This window comes from Arthrobacter sp. B0316-1-20 (assembly GCF_059091865.1).
Window position 1 is genome coordinate 231,111 of sequence record NZ_JBNHHC010000010.1, and the last position, 21,404, is coordinate 252,514.

At 66.7% G+C, this 21,404-nt stretch carries 20 protein-coding genes and 1 pseudogene; 11 read left to right on the forward strand and 10 right to left on the reverse strand.

Annotated elements, in window-relative coordinates; translation table 11 throughout:
* The first annotated feature begins 50 nt into the window (after positions 1 to 50).
* On the forward strand, positions 51 to 1,817 hold the full coding sequence (locus tag AC5RW2_RS18445; RefSeq protein WP_493962610.1) for a BCCT family transporter: 1,767 nt from the start codon (positions 51 to 53) through the stop codon (positions 1,815 to 1,817).
* A 73-nt stretch (positions 1,818 to 1,890) separates the two neighbouring features.
* Here the strand turns inward: AC5RW2_RS18445 and AC5RW2_RS18450 are convergent.
* Positions 1,891 to 3,811, reverse strand: a pseudogene (locus tag AC5RW2_RS18450) (FAD-binding monooxygenase).
* 111 nt (positions 3,812 to 3,922) lie between these two features.
* Positions 3,923 to 4,711, reverse strand: a complete 789-nt coding sequence (locus AC5RW2_RS18455; RefSeq protein WP_493962803.1) for an IclR family transcriptional regulator — start codon at positions 4,709 to 4,711, stop codon at positions 3,923 to 3,925.
* 135 nt (positions 4,712 to 4,846) lie between these two features.
* Between AC5RW2_RS18455 and AC5RW2_RS18460 the strand changes: the two genes are divergently transcribed.
* Positions 4,847 to 5,398, forward strand: a complete 552-nt coding sequence (locus AC5RW2_RS18460; protein ID WP_493962609.1) for an acyl-CoA thioesterase — start codon at positions 4,847 to 4,849, stop codon at positions 5,396 to 5,398.
* 54 nt (positions 5,399 to 5,452) lie between these two features.
* Positions 5,453 to 5,641 carry a DUF1918 domain-containing protein gene (locus AC5RW2_RS18465; protein WP_493962608.1) on the forward strand — a complete coding sequence of 63 codons (189 nt, stop codon included), beginning with the start codon at positions 5,453 to 5,455 and terminating at the stop codon, positions 5,639 to 5,641.
* 101 nt (positions 5,642 to 5,742) lie between these two features.
* On the opposite strand, the gene AC5RW2_RS18470 is transcribed toward AC5RW2_RS18465, so the two are convergent.
* The gene (locus AC5RW2_RS18470) at positions 5,743 to 6,390 is read right to left on the reverse strand and encodes an SAM-dependent methyltransferase (protein ID WP_493962607.1); all 648 of its coding nucleotides are present in this window, start codon (positions 6,388 to 6,390) and stop codon (positions 5,743 to 5,745) included.
* Between the two features lie 205 nt (positions 6,391 to 6,595).
* On the opposite strand from AC5RW2_RS18470, the gene AC5RW2_RS18475 reads away from it, so the two are divergent.
* The 3 genes from AC5RW2_RS18475 to AC5RW2_RS18485 all read left to right on the forward strand — a co-directional run bounded on the left by AC5RW2_RS18475 (position 6,596) and on the right by AC5RW2_RS18485 (position 9,286).
* On the forward strand, positions 6,596 to 7,582 hold the full coding sequence (locus AC5RW2_RS18475; protein ID WP_493962606.1) for an LLM class flavin-dependent oxidoreductase: 987 nt from the start codon (positions 6,596 to 6,598) through the stop codon (positions 7,580 to 7,582).
* 151 nt (positions 7,583 to 7,733) lie between these two features.
* Complete coding sequence (locus AC5RW2_RS18480; protein ID WP_493962605.1) at positions 7,734 to 8,327, forward strand: biotin transporter BioY; 594 nt, start codon at positions 7,734 to 7,736, stop codon at positions 8,325 to 8,327.
* A gap of 299 nt (positions 8,328 to 8,626) precedes the next feature.
* On the forward strand, positions 8,627 to 9,286 hold the full coding sequence (locus AC5RW2_RS18485; RefSeq protein ID WP_493962604.1) for a uracil-DNA glycosylase: 660 nt from the start codon (positions 8,627 to 8,629) through the stop codon (positions 9,284 to 9,286).
* Between the two features lie 150 nt (positions 9,287 to 9,436).
* Here the strand turns inward: AC5RW2_RS18485 and AC5RW2_RS18490 are convergent, their stop codons facing one another.
* The 3 genes from AC5RW2_RS18490 to AC5RW2_RS18500 are packed head-to-tail and all read right to left on the reverse strand — an operon-like array spanning position 9,437 to position 12,081.
* Entirely contained in the window at positions 9,437 to 10,627 is a 1,191-nt protein-coding gene (locus AC5RW2_RS18490; protein WP_493962603.1) for an acetyl-CoA acetyltransferase, read from the reverse strand.
* Positions 10,627 to 11,340: a CoA transferase subunit B gene (locus AC5RW2_RS18495; protein ID WP_493962602.1), complete on the reverse strand. Its 714-nt coding sequence runs from the start codon at positions 11,338 to 11,340 to the stop codon at positions 10,627 to 10,629. The genes AC5RW2_RS18490 and AC5RW2_RS18495 overlap by 1 nt, the downstream gene beginning before the upstream one ends.
* 24 nt (positions 11,341 to 11,364) lie before the next feature.
* Entirely contained in the window at positions 11,365 to 12,081 is a 717-nt protein-coding gene (locus tag AC5RW2_RS18500) for a CoA transferase subunit A (protein WP_493939972.1), read from the reverse strand.
* Positions 12,082 to 12,317: 236 nt separating this feature from the next.
* On the opposite strand from AC5RW2_RS18500, the gene AC5RW2_RS18505 reads away from it, so the two are divergent.
* Positions 12,318 to 13,109 (forward strand): IclR family transcriptional regulator, encoded by a 792-nt coding sequence (locus tag AC5RW2_RS18505; protein WP_493951379.1) that lies wholly within the window; start codon positions 12,318 to 12,320, stop codon positions 13,107 to 13,109.
* A 55-nt stretch (positions 13,110 to 13,164) separates the two neighbouring features.
* Positions 13,165 to 14,247 (forward strand): Gfo/Idh/MocA family protein, encoded by a 1,083-nt coding sequence (locus AC5RW2_RS18510; protein ID WP_493962601.1) that lies wholly within the window; start codon positions 13,165 to 13,167, stop codon positions 14,245 to 14,247.
* A gap of 36 nt (positions 14,248 to 14,283) precedes the next feature.
* Here the strand turns inward: AC5RW2_RS18510 and AC5RW2_RS18515 are convergent, their stop codons facing one another.
* From AC5RW2_RS18515 to AC5RW2_RS18525, 3 genes are all read right to left on the reverse strand, one after another.
* A complete protein-coding gene (locus AC5RW2_RS18515) occupies positions 14,284 to 14,925 on the reverse strand; it encodes a trimeric intracellular cation channel family protein (protein WP_493962600.1) in 642 nt (213 codons plus the stop codon).
* Positions 14,926 to 15,014: 89 nt separating this feature from the next.
* A complete protein-coding gene (locus tag AC5RW2_RS18520) occupies positions 15,015 to 15,671 on the reverse strand; it encodes a response regulator (RefSeq protein WP_493945105.1) in 657 nt (218 codons plus the stop codon).
* The gene (locus tag AC5RW2_RS18525) at positions 15,664 to 17,565 is read right to left on the reverse strand and encodes a sensor histidine kinase (protein WP_493962599.1); all 1,902 of its coding nucleotides are present in this window, start codon (positions 17,563 to 17,565) and stop codon (positions 15,664 to 15,666) included. Before AC5RW2_RS18525 ends, AC5RW2_RS18520 begins: the two co-directional genes overlap by 8 nt.
* A 165-nt stretch (positions 17,566 to 17,730) precedes the next feature.
* On the opposite strand from AC5RW2_RS18525, the gene AC5RW2_RS18530 reads away from it, so the two are divergent.
* The 3 genes from AC5RW2_RS18530 to AC5RW2_RS18540 all read left to right on the forward strand — a co-directional run bounded on the left by AC5RW2_RS18530 (position 17,731) and on the right by AC5RW2_RS18540 (position 20,388).
* Positions 17,731 to 19,236 (forward strand): CitMHS family transporter, encoded by a 1,506-nt coding sequence (locus tag AC5RW2_RS18530; RefSeq protein ID WP_493962598.1) that lies wholly within the window; start codon positions 17,731 to 17,733, stop codon positions 19,234 to 19,236.
* 355 nt (positions 19,237 to 19,591) lie between these two features.
* Positions 19,592 to 20,005 (forward strand): DUF3040 domain-containing protein, encoded by a 414-nt coding sequence (locus tag AC5RW2_RS18535; RefSeq protein WP_493951538.1) that lies wholly within the window; start codon positions 19,592 to 19,594, stop codon positions 20,003 to 20,005.
* Between the two features lie 68 nt (positions 20,006 to 20,073).
* Positions 20,074 to 20,388: a hypothetical protein gene (locus tag AC5RW2_RS18540; protein WP_493951374.1), complete on the forward strand. Its 315-nt coding sequence runs from the start codon at positions 20,074 to 20,076 to the stop codon at positions 20,386 to 20,388.
* 4 nt (positions 20,389 to 20,392) lie between these two features.
* Here AC5RW2_RS18540 and AC5RW2_RS18545 read toward each other — a convergent pair whose 3' ends face one another.
* Positions 20,393 to 21,361 carry an AEC family transporter gene (locus tag AC5RW2_RS18545; protein WP_493951373.1) on the reverse strand — a complete coding sequence of 323 codons (969 nt, stop codon included), beginning with the start codon at positions 21,359 to 21,361 and terminating at the stop codon, positions 20,393 to 20,395.
* Between the last annotated feature and the right edge of the window lie 43 nt (positions 21,362 to 21,404).

A 21,404-nucleotide genomic window follows, 5' to 3' on the forward strand; every position in this document is an offset into this window, starting at 1 on the left:
GCCACAGGAAGCCCGGGCTGTGTAACGCACCGGTGACAAGAGTGAGGACCATGATGAGCAACGAATACACCGGCCCCTTGCCGACGGCCGCCGAGGAAGCGGACGACGGGCTGCGGGGCTGGAAGACCGTCGACAAGACGGTTTTCTTCGTTTCGGGCGGCATTATTGTCGTCGTCTGCCTGCTGGGCATTTTCTTTACGGAGCAGGTTACCGAAGTCGCCGGGGCCCTTCTCAGCTGGGTGACCAGCACCTTCGGTTGGTTGTTCATCCTCGGAGCAACAGGATTCGTGGCGTTTTCGCTGGTGCTCGCCTTCGGCCGGTACGGCAATATCCCGCTCGCGCGCGAGGGCGAGACGACCGAGTTCTCCACGCTGTCCTGGATCGCCATGATGTTCAGTGCGGGCATGGGCATCGGCCTGATGTTCTTCGGCGTTTATGAACCGGTGACACATCTGGCCTCACCGCCGCCCTTCGTTGATGCTGCTCCCGGATCGCCCGAGGCAGCGAACAACGCCATGGCCTACACGCTCTTCCACTGGGGTCTGCATCCGTGGGCCATCTATTCGGTGGTGGGCCTTGCGCTGGCCTATTCCACTTACCGGATGGGGCGCGGAAACCTGATGAGCTCGCCTTTCCAAGCGATCTTCGGCAAAGAACGGATCGAGAAAAAAGGCTGGGGCAAGCCGATCGATATTCTGGCGATCATCTGCACCAAGTTCGGCTCGGCCACCTCGTTGGGCCTGGGCGCACTCCAGATCGCGGCCGGCCTGTCGCTGCTGCGAACCGGCCAGTTCCAGGAGAACCCGGGGACAGCGGCACCGATCCTGATCATCTGCGTGCTGACCGTCGGTGTGGTCATCTCCGCCGCGAGCGGGGTGTCCCGCGGCATCAAATGGCTGAGCAACACCAACATGTTGCTGGCAGCCGTGCTGCTGGTGTTCGTCTTTGTGCTCGGCCCCACCGTCTTCATCCTTGACCTGGTGCCGGCCTCGATCGGCGATTATCTGGCCAACCTGGTGCCGATGAGTTTCCATTCGGCCGTGTTCGGCGGCACCGAGTGGTTGGCCAACTGGACCATCTTCTACTGGGCCTGGTGGATCTCCTGGACGCCCTTCGTCGGGACCTTCATTGCCAAGATCTCCCGCGGCCGGACCATTAAGGAGTTCGTCCTGGGCGTGCTGCTGGTCCCTACCACCGTGAGTGTGATCTGGTTTTCCATCTTCGGCGGCGCCGGCATCCACCTTCAGCTGAACGGCGTAGACATTGCCGGGGCCGGAAACGAAGCGGCCGCGTTCTTTGCCACACTGCAGAACTATCCCTTCTTCATTGGTGCGGCCATCGTCGTCATGGTGCTGACTGCGGTGTTCTTTGTCAGCGGTGCCGACGCCGGCGCCGTGGTGCTCGGAACGCTGTCCTCCCGTGGACGCAAGGAACCGTGGAAGCCGCTGGTCATCCTTTGGGGAGTGCTTACCGGTGCGGTGGCGGCTGTGCTGTTGTTCGTCGGCGGCCTGAATGCTTTGCAGACGTTCACCATCCTGGCTTCCACGCCCTTCGTGCTGATCATGGTCGGCTTGTGCGTATCCCTGTACGTTGACCTGCGCAAGGATCCGTTGCGACAGCGGCGTCTGGGGCCGGTGCGCGGCGCGGTCAGTGTGCCCAGCAACGTGCCGTTTGCGGTGCCGACGTCCACGTCGGAAATCCCGGTGGTCGGACCGGAACAGCTGCCGCGCATCGATGGTTCCGGAAGCACGGACCACCCGGCCGGGGGCCTGCCCGAGGACGTCGGCGACGGCAAGAAACACGGACACCACGCGTAGCTAAATCCAAGAGGGTCGGGGCCGGCGAATATTCGCCGGCCCCGCTCCTTTGCTCTCTGGTTGTTGGCGAAGGCTAACCGAGCATGATCCCGGCGAAGAAGTCCGCCAGTTCCTGATGTGCGTCGAGCGACAGCACGTGGGCGACGTACTGGTCCGGCCGGACCACCACCAGGGCGCCCTGCCGGCGATCGATGCCACGCAGGTCGAAGATGTCATCCCCGGTCTTCAGGTCGGGAGTGAAGACTTTCTCGTAGTCCTTCAGGCCGAAGGGACCCTTCTGCGGGAACAGGAAGGATGGCACGTCGTTGGCGTCCAGTTCCCGGTGGCCCTGCTGGAAGACGGCGCGAACATCAAAGACTGCATCGGCGTCGGCTCCGGCGGGCGTGTAGCGCCGGACCGGAGAGTCTTCGGATTCGGCCAGGAACCGGCACAGTTCGGTCAACCGGGAGTCTGCCGCTCCGGGGTGGGCGGAGTCGGCGAAGGCGTAGATCCGCCAACGGCCGTCTGCTTGGGCAACGTGGCCCAACCCCACCGGTTTGGCGTCGGCCAGGCGGACAACCGGGGCCGAGTAGAACCGCTCGCCAATCGGGAAACCCTTGGCCAGATGCTCGTGGGTGCCCTCGCCGGTGATCATCGACGGCGGGTAGTCGGTGGCGAAGCCAGCAGTGAAGCGGCCGGCCTCGACGAATTGCCGTTCCACTTCCTCCGGGTCCAGGCCCTCGTCGTCGGGCCGGTTGGGGTCCCTCGGACGGGAGCTCATGGTCTTGGACCAGCGGGTGTCGAAGTCGATCAGCTCCTGGGCCACTGCCTGGCGCTCACCGGAGTAGGTGTCCAACAGCGTCTCGGGGCTGCGGCCTTCCAGGACTGCCGCGAGCTTCCAGCCCAGGTTGAAGCCATCCTGCATGGACACGTTCATCCCCTGGCCGGCTTTGGCGCTGTGTGTGTGGCAGGCGTCGCCGGCAATGAAGACCCGGGGCGTGCGGGTCCCGCGCTCCTCCGGAAGAACGTCGTCAAATCGGTCGGCAATGCGCTGGCCCACTTCGTAGACCGACCACCAGGCGATGTCCTTGACCTCCAGGGTGTAGGGATGGAGGACCCGCTGGGCCGCCTCAATGACCATGTCGGAGGTGAACCGCTTGCGGGCATCGCGGTCGGCTGGGTCGAGGTCGCCCAAATCGACGTAGAGCCGGACCAAGTAACCGCCCTCGCGCGGGATCAGCAGGATGTTGCCGCCGTTCGCGGACTGAATGGCGGCCTTGAAACGGACGTCCGGGAAATCAGTGACAGCCAGGACGTCCGCCACGCCCCAGGCGTGGTTGCGGGCGTCGCCGCGCAGCTCCACGCCGATCGATTTCCGTACCGCACTGCGGGCGCCGTCGCATCCCACCACGTACTTGGCGCGGACGGTCACCTCTTCCGACGGATTGTCGGCGTCGGTCCGGCGCATGGTCACCCGGACCGGGTAGTCACCCGATCCCTCGACCTCGACGCCGGTGACTTCCAGGCCGTAGTCCGGTTCCAGCCGGCTGGGGGACTTGCGCATGTGCTCCAGCAGGTAGTCCTGCATCCGGGCCTGGTTAACGATGACGTGCGGGTACTCGGACAGCCCGTCCGCAACGTCCTGGACTCGTCCGCTACGGACGATCCTTGAGCGGTCCTTGTCATCCGGCCGCCAGAACACCGTTTCGTTGACCCAGTACCCTTCGCGGACCAGGCGCTCGGCCAGGCCGAAGGCGTTGGAACATTTCGACGGTCCGGCAGGCCACGCCGTCGGCCTGCCCCAGCGCCAGCGGCCCTTCCCGTCGTTCCACCACGCGCGTGGTGATGCGCGGGAATTCAGCCAGCTGGGCGGCCAGGACCACCCCGGCCGGACCGGTACCCACCACCAGAACATCCACCTCCTCCGGCAAGTCGCCCTGGTTGTCCGGGCGGCCCGCCGCGGCCGGCCGGAATTCCGGATCACCTGGATGGTAGCCGTCTAGATAAAACTGCATGATGCTCCTGGAGGTTTGTCGGGCCGTGTCCGGGACCGGGTGTTCTCGGGTCGCCTCACATCGTAGTGATTGGCGCCACGGATCAACCAAGAGATTCTGTTCAGCAGAATTTTATGTAATGGGCAGTACACCGTCGTCGTGAAGTTCGCGCAACACTGCTTCGCAGCTGGCATGAAGGGCCTGGATGACTTCCGGCTGCTGGATATCGCCGGCGCGGGACAACGGAGAGCTGATCGATATGGCCATGGCGGCGGGCCGGCCTGCGGTTGCCAGCGGTGCGCCGACGGCGGCGAGGTCCGCTTCGGTGCGCCCGAGGTTAACGGCATACCCCTGCGTCCGTGCTTCCGCCAGTTCGTGCTGGAGGCCCTCCAGTTCCGCCGGCGCGAGGCTGCTGCCGCTTTGTTGCGCCGGCCTGCCGGTGTAGAGCTGCGCGACCGACGGCTCCGGGAGCGTGGCCAGGATGGCTTTGCCGGCGGAGGAGAGGTGGGCCGGAAGAACCGTGCCGGTGCGGTTGCCGACCCGTAGCAACTGCGGACCCTCCGCCGTGAACAGGTAGCGGACGGTAACGCCGACCCGTTCGACGAGGTTCACGGTTTCACGCACCGAGAGGGCCAGCGCCTCAAGGTGCGGGCGGGCGATGGAGACGGCGGTCCGGGCAGGGCCAGCGGCGGCGTCGGCGCGCAGGGCCGGTCCGGTGCAGTAGCGCCGCTGGTCATCTTGCAGGGCAAAGCCCCGGTACACCAGCATGGCCATGAGCCGGTGGGCAGTGGACGGGGCCACACCGAGCGCGTCGGCCGCGTCGGTGATCCGCAGCCAGTCCCGCTCCTGGAGAAGCATGATCAACTGCAGTGCCCGGTCGACGGAGTCCACGGCGTAGCCGGGCTTCTTCACGATGTTCATGTTCTGCACAGCAGAAGTTTAGGCTGGAAGCTCCGCGCTCACCGAGGGCATGGAGCCGTCCGTTGCAGGTCCGCCGTCCGCAAGCGGCTGCGGAAGATGCTGGGCAGTTAAGTTACCTGCGGGTAGCATGACGGAATGCACCTGATTTTCCGCACCCTGTTGCTGCTTGTCACGGCACGCCGCCGGCCAGCGCTGGGAATTTGGGATTCGTCCTCTTTATCCTTGCGCGTGCTGCCCACGGACATCGACATCGCCATGCACGTCAACAACGGGATGTACTTCTCGTTGATGGACCTCGGACGCTTCGAGCTGATGGTGCGCGCCGGCGTCTGGGACGTTTTCCGTCGCAAAGGCTGGTCGCCGGTGGTCAGCGCGGAAACCATTGCCTTCCGCAAGTCGCTCACGCTCGGCCAGCAGTACAGCATTGAAACTCGGATCATCGGCTTCGACGACCGCGCCATCTATTTTGAGCAGCGCATGGTTTCCGGCGGCGAGATGTACGCCCGCGCCTATATTGCCACCCGACTGGTCTCGAAGCAGGGGCCGGTCGCTAACGAGGAGATTTTCGCGGCGACCGGTCAGCAGCCGCCAGCCGATCTGGTGCTGCCCGCCTGGTTGCATGAATGGCGGGAGAACAACGCGCTGCCGAGCACCCGCCGTCCCGCTCCGCACCGCTGGGTGCGCTGACTCTGGTCGGCGGCACCTCGTTGCCCTACGCTATGGGGGAGGAGGTGAGCGGTCATGATCGCAGCACCCGGAGACCGCATCGTCATCAGGGGAAAGACGGTGGAATCAACGGACCGGCACGGCGAAGTCATCGAGGTCCGCGGCGCCGGCGGTGCCCCGCCTTACTTCGTCAGATTCGACGACGGACACGAGAGCGTGGTCTTCCCAGGCACCGACTGCAGCATCGAGCGCCCTGCCGGATAAGCGCCGCCGAGTAAGCCCGCTGCCGGCCAAGCATGACGGGCTGCCAGCCAAGCTGGCGACGGGCGGCCGGCAAAACACGCTGCCGGCCAAGCAGTCAGGGCTTACCCAGCCACCCGGCGCGCGCGGAGAACACTGTCCGTCATCATGCCGCTGTCGCCATCCGGTCCCGTGACCTCGCGCTCAACCGAGTCCACGGTCTCCAGAGCCCAGACTGGACCACCGAGCCCGAGCTCGGCGGCGAGTTCAGCTGCGGTGGGCAGCGCTTCCTCCGGCTCCGGGTGCTTGGACCACGGCGGAAACGATTCGTGGCCAACGATTAGCAGCCGGCCGCCGGGGGAAACAGCGCGAGCCCCCGCTGCGAGGATCGCGTTCCGCGGCAGCTCGACCGGTGAGTGGAGGAACTGAGCGCAGACCAGGTCGTACTGTTCGGTGGCTTCCCAGCCCGCCAGATCCTGCCGGCGCCAGTGGATCCGGTCCGCGACGCCGGCTTGTTGGGCGTGCAGTGCCGCCCGCTGCAGCGCGAGCGCTGACATGTCCAGGCCGGTGACCTGCCAGCCTTGTTCGGCGAGCCAGATGGCGTCGGCGCCCTCGCCGCATCCCAGTTCCAGCGCTTTGCCGGGGCGCAGGCCGGAGAGCTCACGGACCAGCATCGCGTTGGGCCGGCCGCTCCAGATTTGGTCCCGCTCAGCGTAAAAGGACTCCCAGAACTCGTCGGGATCCTTCGCATGGCCTTGATGGCAATGTTCCATGCCTCCAGACTCTACGCCGCGGCGCTTCCGCGCAGAACGCCGCAACCGCTTCTTCGCACCGCGTCGTTGGCTGGCGGCCGGCAGCGGACACCCGAGCCACGACGCGCCCGGGGAGGGGGAGAAATAAGGTGGGCACCGCCGTCGTTATGCCAAACGTGTGCCCGCGGCAACTACCGTGGGCCATCCCGACGAAAGGCCCGCTGGCGTGAACGTACCTCTATCCATCCTTGACCTGGCAACCATCGGCACGAACGAAACCGTGGGCGAAAGCCTGGCCGGCAGCGTGGCGTTGGCACAGCGGGCCGAAGAACTGGGATACCGGCGGGTCTGGTACGCCGAGCACCACAACATGGCGTCGATCGCTTCCTCGGCCACCAGCGTGCTGATCGCCCACGTGGCCGCCAACACCAGCACGATCCGGCTGGGCGCCGGCGGCATCATGCTGCCCAACCATGCCCCGCTGACCATCGCCGAGCAGTTCGGCACACTGGAAGCGTTGCACCCGGGCCGGATCGATCTGGGCCTGGGACGTGCGCCGGGCAGCGACCAGAACACCATGCGGGCGCTGCGCCGCGATCCGATGAGCGCCGATTCGTTTCCGCAGGACGTGCTGGAACTGCAGGGCTATCTCACCGGACAGACCCGGATCAAGGGCGTGGACGCGACGCCGGGCAAGGGCAGCAACGTGCCGCTGTACATCCTGGGCTCCTCGCTGTTCGGTGCCAAGCTGGCCGCTGCGTTGGGGCTGCCGTACTCGTTCGCCTCGCACTTCGCGCCGAACGCGCTGCAGGACGCCGTGGCGGTCTACCGCCGCGAATTCCAGCCCTCGGAGCAGCTCGCCGAACCGTACGTGATCGCCGGCGTGAACGCCATTGCCGCGGACACCAACGAGGAAGCGCAGGAGCAGTTCCGGATTGTCCGGCGCAGCCGGGTCTCGCTGCTGTTCGGCCGCGACCGTGGGTTCACGGATGAGGAAGCCGACCTGATCCTGGACTCGCCGCAGGGCCAGCACGTGGAGCAGATGGTCAAATATTCGGCCGTCGGTACGCCCGATGCCGTGACGGAGTATCTGGAGGGATTCGCCAAGCACGCTGATGCCGACGAGCTGATTGTGGCGTTCCAAGCACCGACGGTTGCGCAGCGGCTGCGCGCGCTGGAGCTGACCGCTCAGGCCAGAGGCCTTGCCGCCTGAGTTGGACGGTGCAAGGCGGCGCGCAAATGCTGCCGAGCGGTTTGTGGCGTAATCTCCGCCACAAACCGCGGTGCTGCTCGGGGCTGCCGGTACAGTGGTGCCGAATCCGGATCCGCAGTTTCGCAGGGATATCCCCGAGAAGGAGCAAATTATGAGTACAGCCGTAGTCGCGCGCCAGGGTGTTCTGGCCGACGCCCTCGTCCCCAGCACCGCCCTGGCCAACACCGCGCTGGTGGTCGGCGGCGCCGGCCTGACCGCTGTGATGGCGCAGCTGGCCGTGCCGCTGTGGCCGGTGCCGATCACCGGCCAGACCCTGGCCGTGCTGCTGGTCGGCAGCACCCTGGGCCCGGTGCGCGGGATGCTGGCGATGGCGCTGTACTGGGTGGCCGGTGTCGCCGGCATGCCGGTCTTCTCCGACGCCTCCTCCGGCCTGGCCGCCGCCGTCGGCCCGACCGGCGGCTACCTGGTGGGCTTCGTTGCCGCCGCGGGCCTAACCGGCTGGCTGGCCAAGCGCAACTGGGACAAGAAGTTCCTCGGCGCCACGGTCTCCTTCCTCGCCGGCACCGTGATCACCTTCGTCTTCGGCATGGCCTGGCTGTCCATCTCGCTGGGTGCCGATCTGCAGCAGACGCTGGAGTGGGGCCTGTACCCGTTCATCATCGGCGGCATCGTAAAGTCCCTGATCGCGGCCGCCGCCATGCCCGCCGCCTGGAAGCTGGCAGCCCGGCTGCCCAAGGACTCCTAGACCTTTCGGCCCGCAGCCGAACCATGACGCCGGTGCCCGAGTGGGGGTTCGCCTCACCCGGGCGCCGGCGTCTTTTTTGGTCCCTGTTGGGCGGCTAGGGCTGCGGGCACCCTTGGTTTCGAGCGGCGCGCAGGGTTGGGGGCGCGGGTTCTCATCGAGTGGCGAAAAGATGCACCGAACACGCCACAAAAAGACCATTTCGCTGCATCTTCCCGCCACTGGATTGCTGACAATCCGGAGACAGGCTCCGGGCCAGCTGCGGCGCCTTGTTTTGCGAGCAGATCGGATACGTTGGGAACGTGACGGCGCACCAAGGGATCCGCGACTTTGTGGAACGGCTGGGGAGGTTCAGGACGGGGCCAGCGAGCCGTAACTTCTTCTCCACGGAGCTGCCAGCGAACGCGGCACGCCGGCACAACGTCACCCGCTACTTTGAACAGATGCTGGAACGGCGGCCAACGGTCCTGCTGGTCGGGGAAGCCCCGGGCTACCGCGGCATGACCGTTACCGGCGTCCCGTTCACCAACAAGGCGCTGATCTCCGGCGACGACCCTTTCGGCATGTTCGGCCCGACCAACGGGTACCTGATGCCGCCGGAGGTGCTGACAGTGCCGGCCGAGCCCACCGCCACGGTGATGTGGAACGTGCTGGCCGAACTGGACTTCCTGCCGCTGCTGTGGAGCGCCTATCCGTTCCATCCGCACCAGCCCGGGCGGCCGCAGTCCAACCGCACGCCGTCGGCGCCGGAGATCGCGGCCGGCACGCTCTACTGGCAGGACCTGGCCCGGCTGTTCAGTATTGACGCAGTCGTCGCAGTGGGGAACATCGGGCACCGGAGCGTGACTGCCAGCGGGCTGGATGTACCCAAGATCCGCCACCCGGCCCATGGCGGCAAGGAACTGTTCCGGCAAGGCCTGCAGGACCTGCTGGACACCGGCGTCATCCGGAGGAACCAATGACGCTCGGCAGCTCCGGGCCCGGTGGGGGCGCTGCGGTCAATGAATCTGGCGCTCGGGTGACGACCAAAACGACTGTGCCGATCTGGCCCCTCCAGAGCTTTCCGGAAGGGCCAGATCGGTACAGCCGATGGATGGGGACTGCCGGTCGGGCTAGACGGCTTCGAGCACGCTGACGTAGTTGGCGATGGCCAGCCCGCCCATGTTGTGCACGGCGGCGCGCCGTGCCCCTGCCAGTTGCATGTCCCCGGCGGTGCCGGAGAGTTGCATGGCGGTGACCACGTGCTGCGAGACGCCGGTGGCGCCGACCGGGTGGCCCTTGGCCTTCAGGCCGCCGGACAGGTTCACCGGCAGCTTGCCGCCGCGGTACACCATGCCCTCCTCGATGGCCCGGCGGCCCTCGCCGGAGGCCGTCAGGCCCATGACCTCGTACATGATGAGTTCGGCGATGGTGAAGCAGTCATGCACCTCGGCCAGGTCCAGGTCGGCCAGGCCCACCCCGGCCATGCCCAGCGCCCGCTGCCACGCCGCGCGGCTGCCGGCGAAGGCGGTTGGATCGCGCTTCTCCGCCGGCATGAAGTCGTTGGCATGGCCGAAGCCGGCCAGCCGCACGGCAGCAGCTGCGGCACCGGAACGCGGCGCTTCCGTGCTGAGCACCACCGCGGCGGCGCCGTCCGAGACCGGCGAGCAGTCGGTCCGGCGCAGCGGCTCGGCCACCACCGGGTTCTTGTCCGAGACGGTCTGGCAGAACTCCTCGCCCAGGTCCTTGCGCAGCTGCGCGTACGGATTTGCCACCCCGTTGCGGTGGTTCTTCGCCGCGATCGAGCCAAGCACGTCACCCACCTCGCCGTAGCGCTTCTGGTAGTGCTTGGCCGTTTCGGCAAACAGCCCGGCGAAGCCTGTGGAACTCGGCTTGCCGGCCGCCTCGTAGTCGGCGCCGAGCAGGGCGGCACCCACCACGTCGGCACCGGCGTGGGTCATCTTCTCCGCGCCGATCACCAGCACGTTGCGCGCGGTGCCGGCCAGCAGCGACTTGGCGCCCTGCTGCACCGCGGCGGAGCCTGACGCGCAGGCGTTCTCCACCCGGGTGGCCGGCACGTTGGCCAGCTCATCGGAGACCTGCAGCGCCAGCGAGGATGCGAAGCCCAGCGGCACCATGCCGGAGTTGAACTGGCCCAGGTAGACCTCGTCGATCTGTCCCGGCTCCAGCCCGGCGTTGGCGACGGCCTCCCGGGCCACGCCCACGATCAGCGACTCCAGCGTCTCGTCCGCCAGCTTGCCGAACGGGGAGTGTCCCCAGCCGGTGAGCAGGATGTCTTTTCCGAAGTGTTCCTGCAGGCTCATCAGCGTGTTCCTTCCAGAGCGGTTTCCAGCTCGGCGTCCGGCTCCGTGTCCGGGGTTTGATCCAATCCAGGCGCGACGGCGAAGTCCGGCTCGGTCTTCTCCCGCACCTCGGCCACGGTGACCCCCGGCGCCAGGCGGACCAAGCGCAGCGAGGGGGCATCGCCGTCGTTATCAATATCAAAGACCGCCAGGTCGGTGATGATCCGGTCCACCACGCGCACGCCGGTGAGCGGCAGCGAGCATTCGTTGACGATCTTGGGGGTGCCGTCCTTGGCCACGTGCTCGGTCAGCACCAGCACGCGCGGGGTGCCGGCGACCAGGTCCATCGCGCCGCCCATGCCCTTGACCATCTTGCCCGGGATGGTCCAGTTGGCCAGGTCGCCGCTGGCGGACACCTGCATGGCGCCCAACACGGCGATCTTCACGTGGCCGCCACGGATCATGCCGAAGCTGGTGGCCGAGTCGAAGATGGAGCCGCCGGGCAGCACCGTGACGGTCTGCTTCCCGGCGTTGATCAGGTCCGCGTCCTCGTCGCCGTCGTACGGGAACGGGCCCATGCCCAGCAGCCCGTTCTCGCTCTGCAGCACCACCCGCACGCCGTCGGGCAGGTTGTTGGCCACCAGCGTGGGAATGCCGATGCCCAGGTTGACGTAGTCGCCGTCGTTCAGTTCGCTGGCGGCGATGGCCGCCATTTCATCTCGTGTCCAGGCCATGGTTCTCTCCTTCAGGGGTTGTCTTCAGGCGCCGACGACGGCGGGGCGGGGGCGGACGGTGCGCTGTTCGATGTCCTTGACGCGGTCGGACGCCTGCACCAGCCGCTGCACGTACACGCTGGGGGTGACGATGTGGTTCGGGTCAAGTTGGCCCGGTTCCACGATCACCTCGGCCTCGGCGATGGTGACGCGGCCCGCGGTGGCCACCACCGGGTTGAAGTTGCGGGCGGTGTGGCGGTAGATCAGGTTGCCGTCGGTGTCCGCGGTGTGCGCATGCACCAGCGCCAGGTCGGCCACAATGCCCCGTTCCTGCACGTACAGCTCGCCGTCGAACTCCTGGTGCGGCTTGCCCTCGGCGATCACCGTGCCCACGCCGGTCTTGGTGTAGAAAGCCGCGATGCCGGCGCCGCCGGCACGGAGCCGTTCGGCGAGCGTGCCCTGCGGGTTGAACTCAACCTCCAGGGTCCCGGCCAGGAACTGCTGGGCGAACAGCTTGTTTTCGCCCACGTAGGAGGCCAGCACCTTGCGGACCTGTCCGGCTTCGATCAGCACGCCCAAGCCCTTGCCGTCGATGCCCATGTTGTTGGACACCACGGTGAGGTTCTTGACGCCGGAATCACGCACCGCGTCGATCAGGTCCGCGGGGATGCCGGAGAGCCCGAACCCTCCCACCGCAATGGTCATGCCGTCATGCAGCACGCCTGCCAGCGCGGCGGCGGGTCCTGCGGTCAGTTTGGACATCTGCTTCCTCCTCGTTGAGTGCTTTCCCCTGCGGTGGGCCCACTGGTTCCTGCGGTACTGTCCATCTTGTGGACAACGTCTACCGGGCAGCCTAAAGGTGTTCCGTGCGTCACGTCAATGAGGCCACCAATGCGCTATTCACAGTGTGGACAGGGCCGGATAGACTGTCCACAATGTGGATTACGGTCGGGCGCGAAGGCTGCCAGTGGGCACCCGCCGGGCAAGAAGGGAACTCGATGCCGGAGAAACAAGTGCAGGGCGCCCAAGTGGTCAGCCGGGTGGCCAGGCTGCTGCGGATTGTGGGCCGCGCGCCGGAGACCGGGGCCGCCCTCGGCGACATTGTGCAGGCGTCCGGACTGACCCGGCCGACTGTCTACCGGCTGCTGAACTCGCTGGCCGCCGAGGGTCTGCTGGACCACCACGCCGAAACCGGCAACTGGCATCTGGGACCGGAGCTCTATGTGCTCGGCTCGGTGGCGGCCAGCCGGTTCGCCATCGAAGACCTGGCCCGGCCCAGCCTGCAGCGGCTGGCGGATGAGACCGGCGAGAGCGCGTTCCTCTCCATCCGCCGCGGCGACGAAACCGTCTGCCTGGTCCGGGTGGAGGGCAGCTTCCCGGTGCGCTCCTTCGTGCTGCACGAGGGCGTCCGCTTCCCGCTGGGCATCGCCTCCGCGGGGCTGGCCATCATGGCGTTCCTGGAGGCTGAGGAGATTGACCGGTTGCTTGACGACGGCGGTGCCCGGCTCCAGCGGTTCGGCCCGGCCCATGCGCCGGAAAAGATCCGCAGCAACTTGGCCGCGACCCGGGAGCGCGGCTATACCGTCAATCCCGGACTGATTCTGGAAGGCAGTTGGGGGATGGGCGCCGCCGTCTTTGACCGGCAGGGCCGGCCGGCCTGGGCACTGTCGCTGACCGGCATTGAGCAGCGCTTCCGCCCGGATCGGCAGGAGTTCCTGGGCAAACTGCTGCTCGAGGAAGCGCACAAGCTCACGCAGAAGCTGCGCGAGCAGCCCCACGCCGGCCGGTAGGCTCGGACACAGCCGCCCCTTCGGGGCCGGCACTTGGAGCACACGAGGAGGACCCATGGCCGAACACCGGCCGCTGCGCACCGCCGTGATCGGCTACGGCCTCTCCGGCCGGGTCTTCCACGCGCCGTTCCTGGCAGCTGCGAGCGAGTATTCGCTGGACGCGATCGTGACGTCCAGTCCGGAACGGGCGGCGCAGGCGGCAGCCACGCACCCCGGGGCGCGGATCGTAGCCACGGCGGACGAACTGTTGGCGGCCCCCGAGCTGCTGGACCTGGTGGTGGTGGCCACGCCGCCGGCCAGCCACTATCCGCTCGCCGATGCCGCCTTGAGCCGCGGCCTGCATGTGGTGGTGGACAAACCCTTTGTCCCGGTATCCGCCCACGGCGAGGCCTTGATCGCCAAGGCCCGGGCGGCAGGCATGGTGCTTTCCGTTTACCAAAACCGCCGCTGGGACGCTGATTTCCTGACCCTGAAGAAGCTGATCGACGGCGGCGAACTGGGCCAGGTGCACACCTTCGAATCACGCTTTGAGCGCTGGAAACCGGAGGGGCTGCGGGCATGGAAGGAGACGGCGGGCGTCACCGAGGGCGGCGGCATGCTCTTCGATCTGGGCGTGCACTTGATCGACCAGGCGCTCACGCTCTTCGGTCCGGCCGAAACGGTCTACGGCGAGACCGCCCGCCACACCACGTCCGCCGGAGACGCAGCCGAAGCAGCGGCAGAGTCCGCGGCCGGATCCGGCCCGGACGAGGACGCGTTTGTCTCGCTGCTGCACGAATCCGGCGTGCGCTCGCGGCTATCCATGAATCTGATCTCCGCGCTGCCCGCTCCGCGGTTCCGCGTCCTCGGCTCGGCTGCCGCCTTCACGACCTGGGGGTTGGACGGCCAGGAGGCTGCACTCAATGCCGGTGCCGTGCCCGGGTCGGACGGTTATGGTGTGGAACCCGAAGAACACTGGGGCACCCTGGGCACGCCGGGGGACACCCGCAAGGTTCCGTCCGAGCGCGGCGCCTACCCGGAGTTCTACCGTCAACTGGCCGCGGCCATCAACGGCGGCGCCCCCGTGCCGGTGGAGCCGGCGGACGCCGTCGCGGCCATCCGCATCATCGAGGAGATCCACCGGCAAAACCGGGCCTAAGGCCGGCATGCCGCGATCCCGGACAGCGGCATCCCGTCAATCGTCGTCCGGGCCAATGAACCGCGCCGGCGCGGCATGCGGAATGTGCCAGCCGTAATGCAGCGAGACCACGCGCAGCCCGAACACCACTGCGGCCACGCCGATCGCTGCCGCCGTCCCGTAGATCCCGACCAACCACAGAACAACCACCAGTGCCGAGCCCAGCATCGCCGGCACGACGTACAGGTCGTCGGGGTTGAACAATTGCGGCACCCGGTTGGCAACGACATCGCGCAGCATTCCGCCGCCCACGGCTGTGGTCAGGCCCAGCAGCGCCGAAGCAACAGGGTTCATGCCCAGGCTCAGGGCCTTAACGGTTCCGGTGATGCAGAACAGGGCCAACCCGCCGGCGTCGAAGATCAACAGCGGACGCTGGAACCGCTCGACCCTGTGGAAGAGGAAGAACACCAGCAGCGCCGCCAGCACCGGCGGGATGAAATAGACCGGATTGTTGAAGGCACTCGGGACGGTGCCCAGAATCAGGTCCCGGATGATTCCGCCGCCCAAACCGGCCAGTGCACCCAGGAACAGCGACCCGATAATGTCGAACTTCCGGCGGGCTGCCAAGATGCAACCGGACATGGCAAAGAAGAAGGTGCCGAAGAGGTCCAGTATCAAGCCGATGGTCATGCCTGCCATCCAATCATCGTTCGCTCCGGTTCACACCGCGGCGCCGGCACCGATCAGCACGGCGGAAAGAGCCGGCCGCATGGGTTGTCCGCATGCCGTCAGCCGGCCCGCCCGTAGCGGTGCTCGGGCCGCCCGGTGGTGCCGTAGCGCAGATGGATCTCCACCGCACCGTCGTCGGCCAGGGCGGACAAATAGCGTTGCGCGGTGGCCCGTGAGACGCCGACCGACTGGGCCACTTCCGCCGCCGAACGCTGCAGTCCGGACGCCAGCGCTTCCAGCACGGCGGCCTCGGTGGCCGACCGGGTGCGGGCAGCCACCGCCGCCTCGGCCGGATGCAGCGCATGGAGCGCCCGGTCAACGGTGTCCTGGTCCACCGCCGGCTGCTCGGCCAACAGCCGCCGGTACCGGGCGTAGGCACGCAGCTTCCGCGCCAGTTCCTCGGCGGTGAACGGCTTGATCAGGTAACCCAGCGCACCGCGGCGCAGGGCCTTGCGGACCGACGGGGCGTCCGCTGCTGCGGTCAACATGATGGTGTCCACGTCGACCTTGCGCAGCAAATCCAGCCCCAGCGCGTCCGGCAGGTACACGTCCAGCAGCATCAGGTCCGGCGCATGCCCGTGCACGGTGCGCAGAGCCTGCTCCGCCGTTCCGACCGGTGCCAGCGCGCTGAAGCCCGGGACGGAATCCACATAGCTGGCATGCAGGCGCCCCACGTGAAAGTCGTCGTCCACAATCAGTACCTGCAGGTTAGTCATGGTTTGCTCCTGGTGATGCGGGTTCAACGGTGCCCGGCAGCCGGGCACAGAATACGGCGCCGGGGCCGCCCGGACGCCCGGGATCTGCCACCCAGACGTCTCCGCCCCGGCGGCGCGCGAGCCGGCGGATCAGCGACAAGCCGAAGCCTTGGCCGTGAATGTCCGGCAGTTCTGCTTGACCGGCCACGGACTCGGCCACCGCCCCGTCGACGGCCGCGTCAGTGGCCTCTGCCGGCCTGTTCTGGGAGCGGTCGCCCGCCGTCGAAAAGCCTTCGGCAAAGATCCGCTCAACCCCCGTACCGCCGTCTGCTGCCGTGCCATCGGGGAGCCCGGGCAGTCCGTCCCCGGAGTCTGCGACCACCAGGTGCAGCGTTCCGGCGACGTCGGTCAGTTCGTCCATGATCTCCACCTCCACCCATCGGTCCGGAGCGCTGCCGTGCACTGCTGCCCGGACGGCGTTGTCCACCAGGTTCCCGATCACGGTGGTCACGTCCTGCGGATCGGTGACCCGGCCGCGGACCAGCGTTTCCGGCCCGACGCGCAGCGTTACGCCGCGCTCGGCCGCCTCCATGCTTTTGGCGCCGATGAAGGCCTGCAAGTACGCATCCTGCAGCAGCTCGGCCTGTTCGGCGGGGTAGTTCAGCGGGCCGGTCTGCATGATCGACGTGAGGTAGTCCTGCGCGTGGCTGGGGTTCCCGGTGGCCAGCAGGCCGGAGATCGTGTGCAGCCGGTTGGCGAACTCGTGTCTTTGCGCGCGCAGCGCAGTGCTCAGCGCGCCCACGGCATCCAGCTGCCTGGTCAGGGACTGGACGGCGGTGCGGTCGCGCAGCATGATCACCCAGCCCAGTTCGGGGGCACGCGGAACGACCGGGCCGGTGCCGGTCCCGGGCCGGTAGCCGCGCCGGCCGGGGGTGCGGCTGGCCTGCACCTCCCGGGCGGAGAGGATCAGCACGCGGGGACCAACCACCAGCTCCACCGTCGGCGACTGCGGGTCCGCGGCATCGAGCAGCCGGCTCAGTGCGTCCGGCAGGCCGGATTCCTCCAGGCCGGGCAGCGGCAGCCCCTCCAACGGCCGGCCGACCAGATCGGCATCAATGGCGAAACCCAGCAAGCGTTTAGCCTCGCGATTGAACACGGTGATCCTGCGCTCGGCGGAAACGCCGATAACGCCCTCGTCCACGCCGCGCAGCACCGCCTCCTGGTCCTGGGTGAGGGCGGCAATCTCCTCGGGCTCGAGTCCCAGCGTCAGCCGCTTGAGCCGCCGGCCCAGCAGCAGTGACGCCGCCAAGCCAAGTGCCAGCGCTCCGGCAGTGGTGGCCGCGATGGGCAGGATGTTGCTGACCAGGGATTGCAGCACGTCCTGGCTGGAGAAGCCCACGCTGACCTCGCCCACCACGGTTGTTGAACCGGGGGCGAACACGGGGACTTTGGCACGCGCCGAATGACCCAGAGTGCCCTGTTCCTGTTCGGTGACCTCACGGCCGGCCAGCGCTTCGGAGGGGTCGGTGCTGACCATCCGGCCCAGCTCCGCCGGGTTGGGATGCGCCAGCCGCAGGCCGGAATCGTCGGTGATCACTACGAACAGCGCGCGGGTCCGCCGCCGGACGTCTTCGGCCTGGTCCTGCAGCGGACCGCCCGCCAAGGCCTTGGCGGAAAGCTGGTCCGGCCCCGCTTCCGCCAGTGCGGCGGTTTCGGTGCGGACATCGCCCGAGGCTGCAACGGCGCGGGCCACAGCCAGGGCCTGGCGTTCCGCATCTTCGCCCAGCCGCTGATAGGTCAACCAACCCAGCACCACCGCGGAGAGCAGCAGCACCAGCGCCACCACGCCTACCTGGAGCAGCAGCATGCGCGCGGAGAAGCCCATCCGCGGGCGGCGGTCGCCCCCGTTCTCCATGGTGCCTCCCGGGGCGGCCTGCGGCCGGTGATGTGAGCTAAATGAGCAAAACGTGCGCAATAAGCAGTATGCACCTGAAGTGGGCGAAACCGCCACCAGTGATCCGCACCACCCTAGAGTCTGTAGGGCCGGTCACACCGGCAGTTTTTATACAAAGGAGTTGCTGTGCTGGTATTTCTCGGCTTTGCAATGATCGCGGTCTTCATGGCGCTGATCATGACCAAGAAACTGACACCCGTTCTGGCCCTGATTATTGTGCCGACGATCTTCGGCCTCTTCGCCGGTGCGGGCCTCGGCCTGGGCGACATGGTCCTCGAGTCGATGAAGTCGTTGACGTCCACAGCAGCTCTGCTGATGTTCGCCATCATCTTCTTCGGCCTGATGATCGACGTCGGGCTGTTCGACCCCTTGGTGCGCTTCATCCTGCGCACCCTGGGCAACGACCCGGCCAAGGTGGTGCTGGGCACCGCGGTGCTGGCCGCCGTCGTCTCGCTGGACGGCGATGGGTCCACCACCTTTATCCTCACCACGGCCGCCATGCTGCCGATCTATCTGCGGCTGGGCATGAGCCCGGTGGTGCTGACCTGCGTGGCCGGCCTGGCCAACGGCACCATGAACATTGTCCCCTGGGGTGGCCCGACGGCCCGCGCTGCTGCTGCGCTGGATGTGTCTCCCTCCGACGTTTTCGTGCCGATGATCCCGTCCCTGTTGGCCGGCATGGTCATCGTGATGGTGTTCGCCTGGACGCTCGGCCTGAGCGAGCGCAAGCGCCTGGCCGGCGGCAACGCCAAGGCCGCTGCCAAGGGTAAGCCCGACCTGTGGGCTGATGCTGCGGAGAACAACGACGGCGGCGCCGGCACCTCCCGCGGCAATGCCGGCTCGATCTTCGGCGGCCGTGGCGGACGCAGCGCCGGCAAACCGGTTCCTGGCACCTCCCCGGTCGGCACGGCTCCGGCCGGCGGCTCGGTGGCAGTCCTGGAAGCACCCGCAGAGGAGAACACTTCCGTCGGATCGCTGACCGATTCGGCGCTGGATCCGAACCGTCCCACCCTGCGCCCGCACCTGTTCTGGTTCAACCTGGCCCTGACGGTAGCGGTCATGGTGATCCTGGTGCTGGACGTCGTTCCGCTGGCCTACGTGTTCATGGTCGGCGCCGCCATCGCTCTGGTGGTCAACTTCCCGAACGTCAAGGAGCAGGCAGCCCAGCTGGTCGCGCACGGCAAGAGCATCGTGGCCGTCGTGTCCATGGTGATGGCCGCAGGCGTGCTGACCGGCGTGCTCAACGGCACCGGCATGGTGGATGCCATGGCCGCCTGGCTGGTGGATATCATTCCGGATTCGATGGGCCCGTTCATGGCCGTGATCACCGGCCTGCTCAGCATCCCGATGACGTTCTTCATGAGCAACGACGCGTTCTACTTCGGCGTGCTGCCGGTGCTGAGCGAAACCGCTGCGCACTTCGGCATCGCCCCGGCCGAGATGGCCCGGGCTTCGATCACCGGACAGCCCGTGCACATGCAGAGCCCGCTGGTCCCGGCCATCCTGCTGCTGGTCTCGCTGGCCAGCGTGGAGTTGGGCGACCACCACAAGAAGGTGCTCTGGCGTGCGGCCATCATCTCGCTGGTCATGCTGGCGGTCGGCATCTTGCTCGGCGCCATCCCCTGGGGCTGAGCCACCACCACAGTAATGACGGCGGTGCCCGGGTTCTGGTCTTGACCAGCCCGGGCGCCGCCGGCATTTAACGCCTCGTCCTCCAGAGGCTATCCGTGTGGCATGCCGGGGTGGTCCGTGTTGAGGAAACGCACTCTCCAGCAGCGAAAAGAATGTTTCTCAAACAGTTAAATAAATGCAGATAAACATTCAGTGTTTCTGCTTCGCCCACGGCGAACGGAATATTGGCCTTAAAGAATTTCACTGGATATAATCCGAGTAGGCAGCCAAATTCCCGCATTCCGACGCCGATCACGAAATAGTTTTCAACTTCCATCAGGCTACGACTGCAGGAAACCCCAAGCCAGCCGTCGTGATGAAACTCTTCGGAACCGTCTTATCGCGGCGGACAACCAAGACCACCACGACGACGGAAGCTCTCGGCGGTGCAGCCCGTGAGGAGATGCGGATGCCCCTATCCCCTGAAGAACAACAGCAGCTCGAGGCCATAGAGCACTACCTCGGCCTGGAGGACCCTGATCTTGCACAGAAACTCCGGTCAGGATTTGACGGTACTTCCGTCAAGGTACCCAGTATCTGGGTGCCGCTGATGCTGCTGATCGGGATTATGGCTCTGCCCGTGGGTATCGCTGCGAAGCTTGCGGGCGTCGCCCTCATCGGATTCGTTCTCGCCGCGGCCCGAGCCTACGGAGTTTTCAGCAATTCTCGTGTTGAAAATCCTCAGGGCAACACGCGGGAAAAAAGCCGGGAAAAGCCGGAAAGGCGTTAGCAACAGAATGACGGGCGCGATCTGCCGAGAGACGTGCCGCGTCCAAGCATTGATTGAAGGAGGTAAGTGTGACACAGGACAAAATTGTCTTCACCCTGACGGCGTCACCACACACAGGCGGCGAACGGGTTTTCCGCGACAGCATCGAACTGGTCGTTGAACATGGCGTCGGGGGCGCAATTTTCACACCGGTCGACATCGGCAGTACGCAGGCCGTCCTGCAAGGGGAGATCATCGCTGATCTCCGTTTAGTCACCGAGCGTGGACTGGCGGAATACCTGGAGGACACTTTGGCGTCGAAGGAGAGCATCCACCTGGACCTCACCTTGGAGTTGGAGGCCGACGGCCACCCCCTGTCCGTCGCCCGCGCGGCAGCCGCCTGAGACCCTAGCCCAGCAGCAGGGCGACAAGCAGGACGGCGGGCAGCGAGAGCATTGAGCTGAGGAAGATAATGTCCCGGACCAGGGTGGACTGCATCTTGAACTGGCTGGCGAACAAAAACACGTTCTGCGCAGTGGGCAAGGCGGCCATGACCACAACGCCGAGCAGCGGGGTGCCGTCCAACTGGAAGAGGAAGTGCCCGACCACCCACGCGAGGGCCGGCATGAGCAGAAGTTTCACCACCGTGCCCAGTGCCACGTCCGCGCGCAGGCTCCGCTGGGTCAGTGGCTTCTGTCCGTACAGGCTCATGCCGAACAGCATGAGCAGCAAGGGGATGGAGGCGTTGCCCACCATTTCTATCGGTGCCCAGAGCACCTCCGGAAGGTGCACCCCGGTCAGGGCCATCAGGGCTCCGACGGCGGTAGCAACGGTGACGGGGTTAAGGATGGATCGCACGACGCTGCGCCATAGCGGGGCAGCCGCGGGAGCACCGCCGTCGGGATGGAGGGGTTTAGCGGCAGCAGCCTTCCGCTGGCACCACGCGAAAATGGATAAGTAGATCGGCGCGATGACCAGCAACTGGGCCAGCAGCACCGAAACCACCGGGTCTGCGCTGCCCACTGCGTAGAGGGCGATCGGTACGCCGATGTTCCCGGCGTTCACGTAGGTGGAGGCCATGGCACCACCGGCCGTTTGTGCGGCCGACCGCCGCATCAGGAAGCGGCTGAACAGCGCATAGAGCGTGCCCGCAACGGCCGCCGTGATCAACGCAATGGGGGTGTAGACGCCGACCACCGACGCGAGGTCAGTGTCCGCGAGCAACACCAGCATCAGCGCCGGATTGGTGATGTAGAAGATCACCGGCGTGAGCCCGCGCTGCATGTCCGGCGCCTTTTGCGGCAAGATAGCCGCGGCCGCGAAGCCCACCGCAACGATCACCAGCACTACGCCGAAGCCGAGCAGCACTCCTTCCACGGAACCTCCTGAAATCACGGCAATGTCCGGCCGGCCAGAAACG